General features: G+C 72.7%; 4 protein-coding genes, 1 other RNA gene and 1 pseudogene. 1 reads left to right on the top strand and 5 read right to left on the bottom strand.

Annotated features, from left to right (window positions below; all coding sequences use genetic code 11):
- Positions 1-38: 38 nt before the first annotated feature.
- The 5 genes and pseudogenes from I59_RS12070 to ffs all read right to left on the bottom strand — a co-directional run bounded on the left by I59_RS12070 (position 39) and on the right by ffs (position 6,246).
- On the bottom strand, positions 39-1,091 hold the full coding sequence (locus I59_RS12070; RefSeq protein ID WP_022904080.1) for an aspartate-semialdehyde dehydrogenase: 1,053 nt from the start codon (positions 1,089-1,091) through the stop codon (positions 39-41).
- Positions 1,092-1,184: 93 nt separating this feature from the next.
- A pseudogene (locus I59_RS12075) lies at positions 1,185-2,387 on the bottom strand (aspartate kinase); the annotation flags it as partial.
- A gap of 270 nt (positions 2,388-2,657) precedes the next feature.
- The gene (gene recR / locus I59_RS12080; protein WP_022904082.1) at positions 2,658-3,257 is read right to left on the bottom strand and encodes a recombination mediator RecR; all 600 of its coding nucleotides are present in this window, start codon (positions 3,255-3,257) and stop codon (positions 2,658-2,660) included.
- Positions 3,257-6,076, bottom strand: coding sequence for a DNA polymerase III subunit gamma and tau (locus tag I59_RS12085; RefSeq protein WP_022904083.1), 2,820 nt, complete (start codon positions 6,074-6,076; stop codon positions 3,257-3,259). The genes recR and I59_RS12085 overlap by 1 nt, the downstream gene beginning before the upstream one ends.
- A 73-nt stretch (positions 6,077-6,149) precedes the next feature.
- Positions 6,150-6,246, bottom strand: an RNA gene (gene ffs, locus I59_RS21480) — signal recognition particle sRNA small type.
- A 36-nt stretch (positions 6,247-6,282) separates the two neighbouring features.
- Between ffs and I59_RS12090 the strand changes: the two genes are divergently transcribed.
- The gene (locus I59_RS12090) at positions 6,283-6,957 is read left to right on the top strand and encodes an NAD(P)H-binding protein (protein ID WP_022904084.1); all 675 of its coding nucleotides are present in this window, start codon (positions 6,283-6,285) and stop codon (positions 6,955-6,957) included.
- Positions 6,958-7,052: the final 95 nt, after the last annotated feature.

Raw genomic sequence — 7,052 nt, forward strand, 5'->3', positions numbered from 1 at the left:
TCCCGTCCGTCCGGTGGTCCGGGCCAGGCCGGGTTCCGCTACGCGGCGACGGTGCGACGTGCGACGATCGCCTCCGCGATCTGCACCGCGTTCAGGGCGGCGCCCTTGCGGAGGTTGTCGTTGCTCACGAACAGCGCCAGGCCGTGCCCCTCGGGCGCGGACTGGTCGGCGCGGATCCGACCGACGAACGACGGGTCCTGACCGGCGGCCTGCAGCGGCGTGGGGACGTCCGAGAGCTCGACACCGGGAGCACTCGCGAGGATCTCGGTCGCGCGCTCGGGCGTCAGCGGACGTTCGAACTCGGCGTTCACCGAGATGGAGTGGCCGGTGAAGACGGGGACCCGGACGCACGTGCCGGCGACCAGGAGTTCGGGCAGCTCGAGGATCTTGCGGCTCTCGTTGCGGAGCTTCTTCTCCTCGTCGGTCTCGCCGAGGCCGTCCTCGACGATGCTGCCGGCGAGCGGGACGACGTCGAACGCGATCGGGCGCACGTACTTCACGGGCTCCGGGAACGTGACCGCGGAGCCGTCGTGCGTGAGCGCAGCGGTGTCCTGCTCGAGCGCGGCACGTGCCTGGCCGAGGAGTTCCTCGACCCCGGCGAGTCCGGAACCGCTCACGGCCTGGTACGTCGTGGCCACCAGGCGACGCAGCCCGGCCTCGGCGTCGAGCACCTTGAGGACCGGCATGATCGCCATCGTCGTGCAGTTCGGGTTGGCGATGATGCCCTTCGGGGCGTCGTCGATCGCGTGTGGGTTGACCTCGCTCACGACCAGCGGGACCTCCGGGTCCATCCGCCAGGCGCTCGAGTTGTCGACGACGACCGCTCCGGCTGCCGCGAACTTCGGTGCCAGAGCACGCGAGGCGGTCGCGCCCGCCGAGAACAGGGCGATGTCGATACCGGCCGGGTCGGCGGTCTCGGAGTCCTCGACGAGGATCTCCTCGCCGCGGAACGCCAGGGTCGTCCCGGCGGACCGGGCGCTCGCGAAGAACCGGACGCGGTCGGCCGGGAACGCGCGCTCCTCGAGCAGCCGGCGCATGACCGCTCCGACCTGCCCGGTGGCGCCGACGACGGCGACGGTGGGGTTGCTCATGTGGTGCTCCTGGTCGATCTAGGTGCGGACTCAGCGGCCGGTGCCGGCGTAGACGACGGCGTCGGTCTCGCCGTCGAGGCCGAACGCCTCGTGCACGACGCGGACGGCGTCGTTGAGGGTGTCGGCGCGGGTGACGACCGAGATCCGGATCTCCGACGTCGAGATCATCTCGATGTTGATCGACGCTTCGTGCAGGGCGCGGAACAGCTGCGCCGAGACGCCGGCGTTCGTGCGCATGCCGGCGCCGACCAGCGCGAGCTTGCCGATCTGGTCGTCGTACTGGATGCTCTCGTACCCGATGTCGGCCTTGGCGACCTCGAGCGCGGTGAGCACGCCCTGCCCCTGGTCCTTCGGCAGGGTGAACGAGATGTCGGTGCGGCCGGTGACGGCCTCGGACACGTTCTGCACGATCATGTCGATGTTCGCGCCGGCCCGGGCCACGATCGTGAAGATCTCGGCGGCCTTGCCCGGGGTGTCGGGCACGCCGACGACGGTGATCTTGCCCTCGGAGAGGTCTCCGGCGATGCCGGTGATGATCGGTTCTTCCACGGTTTCCCCCTCTGCAGGGTTGTAGACAATGGTGCCCTCGGCGTTGGAGAACGACGAGCGGACGTGGAGCGTGACGCCGTGCCGACGGGCGTACTCGACGGCACGGATGTAGAGGACCTTCGCGCCGGACGCCGCCAGCTCGAGCATCTCCTCGCTGGTGATGCGGTCGACCTTGCGGGCACGGGGCACGACGCGGGGGTCGGCGGTGAAGATGCCGTCCACGTCGGTGTAGATCTCGCAGACGTCGGCGTCGAGCGCGGCTGCGAGCGCGACGGCCGTCGTGTCCGATCCACCGCGGCCGAGCGTCGTGATCTCGCCGGTGGTGCGGTTGAAGCCCTGGAACCCGGCGACGATCGCCACGTGTCCGGCGTCGAGCGCCTCACGCACGCGCTTCGGGGTGACGTCGACGATCCGGGCCTTGCCGTGCTGCGCGTCCGTGAGCATGCCGGCCTGGCTGCCGGTGTACGACGAGGCTTCGACGCCGAGGCTCTTGATCGCCATCGCGAGCAGCGCCATCGAGATGCGCTCCCCCGCGGTGAGGAGCATGTCGAGCTCACGCCCGGCGGGGATCGGGGTCACCGAGTGCGCGAGGTCGACGAGCTCGTCGGTGGTGTCGCCCATCGCCGAGACGGCCACGACGACGTCGTTGCCGGCCTTCTTCGTCTGGACGATCCGCTTCGCCACGCGCTTGATGCTCTCGGCGTCCGCGACGGACGATCCACCGAACTTCTGGACGATCAAGGCCACGGGTTGGTACTCCTGGGGACGGGGCGGTCGCGCTGACCGCGCGGTTCCGACAATCGTAGAGGGTGTTTCCGGGATGTTGCGTCGGAGCGGGGGCCGACGCAAGGATCCTGCGTGGCTGCCGGGGCGCGACCGGGCTGTGGGGCCAGCGCGGCCGGCTCGGTGCGACAGCGGGCAGGTTCCGGCAGGCCGGCTCGGTGCGTCAGCGGGCAGGCTCCGGCAGGCCGGCTCGGTGCGTCAGCGTGCCCGGTCCGGCGCAGCCGCCGGACTCGGTCAGCCACCGACCAGCCGACGCCCTTCGAAGGCACGCCCCAGGGTGACCTCGTCCGCGTACTCCAGGTCACCCCCGACCGGCAGACCCGATGCGAGCCGTGTCGTCCGGATGCCCATCGGGACGAGCAGCCGACTGAGGTACGTCGCGGTCGCTTCGCCCTCGAGGTTCGGGTCGGTGGCGATGATGACCTCGTCCACGGTGCCGTCGGCGAGCCGGGTCATGAGCTGCTGGATGCGGAGGTCGTCCGGCCCGACGCCGTCGATCGGACTGATCGCGCCGCCCAGGACGTGGTACAGACCACGGAACTCCCGGGTCCGCTCGATCGCGGCGACGTCCTTGGCCTCTTCCACCACGCAGATCACGGTCGGCGAGCGACGCGGGTCGCGGCAGATGCTGCAGCGCTCCGATTCGGTGACGTTGCCGCACACCTCGCAGAACCGGACCTTCTCCTTGACGTCCGCGAGGAGCTCGGAGAGTCGGGTCGGATCGAATGACTCGGTCTGGAGGATGTGGAAGGCGATCCGCTGCGCCGACTTGGGGCCGATGCCCGGGAGTCGCCCGAACTCGTCGATGAGGTCCTGCACGATGCCGTCGTACATCAGGCACCGTCCTCGTGGAGCGCGGTCTCCTCGATGAACTGGGCGCCGAGGATCTCACGGACGACGGCCTCACCGTAGCGTCCCGCGACGGCGGTGCGACGGACCTGCGGTGCGGGTGCCGTCCGGGGCGCGGCTGCGGTCCGTGGCGCGGCTCCGGTCCGTGGCGCGGCTCCGGTCCGTGGCGCAGGAGGTGCGGCGTTGCCGGTCGCCGGGGCGTTGCCGTTCGGGTCGGTGTCGGCGCTCGGAGCCGCACCGGACTTCCCGTACCCGGGGTCGGGGAACGGCGCGCCGTCGTCGTACGGTTCGTCGTCGAGCGGGTAGTCGTCGACCGGGACGTCGGCCGACGGTCCCGGCGCCGGCGCGACGGCCGGTGCCGTTGCCGGTGCGGCGGCGGGAGTCGGTGCGGCGGCGGGAGGCGGCGTCGTCGTGCCGGCCGCGGGCGCCTCAGGAGCGGAGGTCGTCGCCGGTGCCGCGGTCGGCGACGGGGCCGAGAACGACGACGCGGGACGGAGCTGCGCGGCGAGGGCGGCGTCGATCGCGGGGTCGGCCGGACGCTGGGGCTCGGCGGGGGCCACGGTGGCGCCGGGTTCGGTCTGGCCGAAGGGGGCGGCCCACGTGGGCTCGACGGACTCGGGGACCGCCCCGGCCGTCGGGTCGCCGGTCGGGATGGTGGCCACGGCCCATTCCGTGACGGGGGCTCCGGAATCCGGCGCCGGCGTGCTCGCTGCTTGCTGACCGGACGGCCGGGCGGGCGCTGACGAGCGGTCCGGCTGTCCGGACGTCTGGGGTGCCGGAGCCTGCTGCTGGGTGCGCGGCTGCTGCTGCGAGGGCGACTGCCGCGCGTCCGGCTGCTGGGTGCCCTGCGGCTGCGTGCCCTGCGGCGGCGTGCTCTGCGGCGGCGTGCCCCGCGGCTGGGTCGCCTGCCGCTGCGCCGGTGCCTGCCGCGTGCTCGCCACCGGCGCCCCGGCCGCGGCCGGCCCACGCGCCACGAACTTCACGCGGATCCCGAGGACGTCGAGGATCGCCGCGCGGAGCAGTTCGCTCACGCTCGCCGACGGGTCGGACATCTCCTTGAACGACGCGACGTCCTGCTGGCTCGGGAACGTGAGCGTGAGCACGTCGTCGCGCAACGCGGTCACCTGCGCCGTCACCACGACCGACCACGCCGAACGCTTCGCACGCTGGACGTGCTCGACCACCTGCGGCCACGCATCACGCATCTGCTGGAAGCCGACGACACCGACGGGCTGCACGGCCGGCTCGTCGCCGACGGCGGTGCCCTGCCCGGTGGACGAGGAACTCACCGGAGCCGTCGGACGCTCGCCCGACTGCGGAGCCGACGGCGTCTGCTCGGGCTCGGGAGCCGGTGCACTCGGCACGGCGGCGGCCCAGGACGCGGTGGCGTCACGGACCGTGGAGGCGGGGTCGACTGCGGGCTCGGACGCGGGCGTGGGGGCCGCAACGTCCCGGTTCGGTGTGGCCGCGGTGGCACCCGTCGTGGCCGGGGCAGCAGCCGTTGCCGCCGGCGCGGTCCGCTCGGTCGCTGCGGCCGGGGTCGCCTGGCTCGCCGGACCCGTCGCGGGAGCGGCCGCCCGGGGCGTCCCGGTGGAGGCCGGAGCGGCTCGGACGGGCTCCGCCTGGTGCCCACCGGCGTCGCCGACCCCGACGCGACGCTCGAGTCGCTCGACGCGGGCGAGTGCTCCGCGCTGGCTGTCGTCGGCTTCGGGCACGAGGATGCGCGCGGTCATGAGCTCGAGGTGCAGCCGAGGCGAGGTCGCGCCGGTCATCTCGGTCAGCGCCCGGTTCGCGATGTCGGCCGCACGCGAGAGGCCCGTGGCACCGAACACGCCGGCCTGCCGACTCATGGTGTCGAGCTCTTCCGGCGACACTCCGCGGAGCACGGCCGCGGCGCTCTCGTTCGTGGCCGCGACGACGATGAGGTCGCGGAGGCGCTCGAGCAGGTCCTCCACGAAGCGCCGCGGATCCTGCCCGGTCTGCACCACGCGGTCGACCGCGGCGAACGCCGATGCCGGGTCGGCCACGGCGAGCGCGTCGACGACGTCGTCGAGCAGCGCGGCGTCTGTGTAGCCGAGCAGCGCGACGGCCCGCTCGTAGGCGATCGCGCCGTCCTCGCTCCCGGCGATGAGCTGGTCGAGCAGGGAGAGGGTGTCGCGGACGGAACCTCCGCCGGCCCGGACGACGAGCGGCAGCACGCCCGGCGCGACCGCGACGGACTCCTGCTGGCACAGCTGCTCGACGTACTCGAGCATCGCCGCCGGCGGCACGAGCCGGAACGGGTAGTGGTGGGTGCGCGACCGGATGGTGCCGATGACCTTCTCGGGCTCGGTCGTCGCGAAGATGAACTTGACGTGCTCGGGCGGCTCCTCGACGAGCTTGAGCAGGGCGTTGAACCCCTGCGGCGTGACCATGTGGGCCTCGTCGAGGATGAAGATCTTGTAGCGGTCACGAGCGGGCGCGAAGACGGCGCGGTCGCGGAGGTCACGGGCGTCGTCGACGCCGTTGTGGCTCGCCGCGTCGATCTCGATCACGTCGAGCGAGCCGCTGCCGCCGCGCGCGAGCTCGACGCAGCTCGGGCACACGCCGCAGGGCATGTCCGTGGGTCCCTCGGCGCAGTTCAGGCAGCGCGCGAGGATGCGCGCCGACGTCGTCTTGCCACAGCCGCGCGGGCCGCTGAACAGGTAGGCGTGGTTGACCCGGTTCGTCCGCAGCGCGGTGCGCAGCGGATCGGTGACCTGGGACTGCCCGATCAGCTCGGCGAAGTTCTCGGGCCGGTAACGGCGATACAGGGCGGTGACCACGCCCCCAAGGGTAGTCGGCACCGCCGACACCACCAGCCGTGTCCACAGGTCCGGTCGCAGGTCGCCCCGGACACGAGAAGACTCCTCACGCACCCGCCAGAGCCCGGTTACCCTTGCTGCGTTTCCGCCCTGGGGGAGTTGGCCTGGATGGCGTCACGTGAGGAGCCTCCGGAAGTCTACCGGAAGCGACGGGCAGTATCGGACACATGAAGATCGCCATCGCCGGAGGCCACGGGCAGATCGCCCTCCTCCTCGCCCGTCAGCTCACCGATGCCGGACACGACGCCGTCTCGATCGTCCGGAACCCCGCACACGTGCCGGACGTCGAGCAGCAGGGCGCGACCGCACTCGTGGCAGACCTCGAGCAGCTCGACGACGACGAGCTCGCCCTGCGCCTCCGCGGCATCGACGCGGTCGTCTTCGCCGCAGGCGCCGGTCCGAACAGCGGCGCGGAGCGGAAGCTCACGGTCGACCGAGATGCCGCACTGCTGCTCGCCGACGCAGCGGAGCGCCTGGGCGTCCAGCGGTACGTGATGATCTCCGCGATGGCGGCGGACTCCTACGACGCGGAGCGTGCCGTCGTGCCCGCGCACAGCGACGCCGACGTGTTCCAGGTCTACCTGCGCGCGAAGGCGGAGGCGGACGCGAACATCCGCGCCCGGAACCTCCGGTGGACGATCATCCGGCCGGGCGGCCTCCTCGACACCCCGCCACAGGGCACCGTCGACGTCGGTCGCACCGTCCCGCGCGGCACGATCCCCCGCGCGGACGTCGCGGCCCTGGTGCTGCACGCGCTCGTCGACGACCTCGCGGTCGGCGTGCAGTTCGAGGTCACGAGCGGCAACACGCCGATCCCGGCCGCGCTGGCCGCGCTCGGCTGACCCGGCGCGAGGCACCCGGCACGAGGCGCCCGGCACGAGGCGCAGACGCAACCGAGGGCGCCGGGCCGGGGCGGGAAGGGCCGGGCCGGCGGGCC

This window comes from Curtobacterium sp. B8 (assembly GCF_000333315.1).
GTDB classification, from domain to species: domain Bacteria; phylum Actinomycetota; class Actinomycetes; order Actinomycetales; family Microbacteriaceae; genus Curtobacterium; species Curtobacterium luteum.

Excerpts from the sequence above, each read along its gene's own strand:
- I59_RS12070 (WP_022904080.1), bottom strand. The coding sequence starts at position 1,091 with ATGAGCAACCCCACCGTCGCCGTCGTCGGCGCCACCGGGCAGGTCGGA.
- recR (WP_022904082.1), bottom strand. The coding sequence starts at position 3,257 with ATGTACGACGGCATCGTGCAGGACCTCATCGACGAGTTCGGGCGACTC.
- I59_RS12090 (WP_022904084.1), top strand. The coding sequence starts at position 6,283 with ATGAAGATCGCCATCGCCGGAGGCCACGGGCAGATCGCCCTCCTCCTC.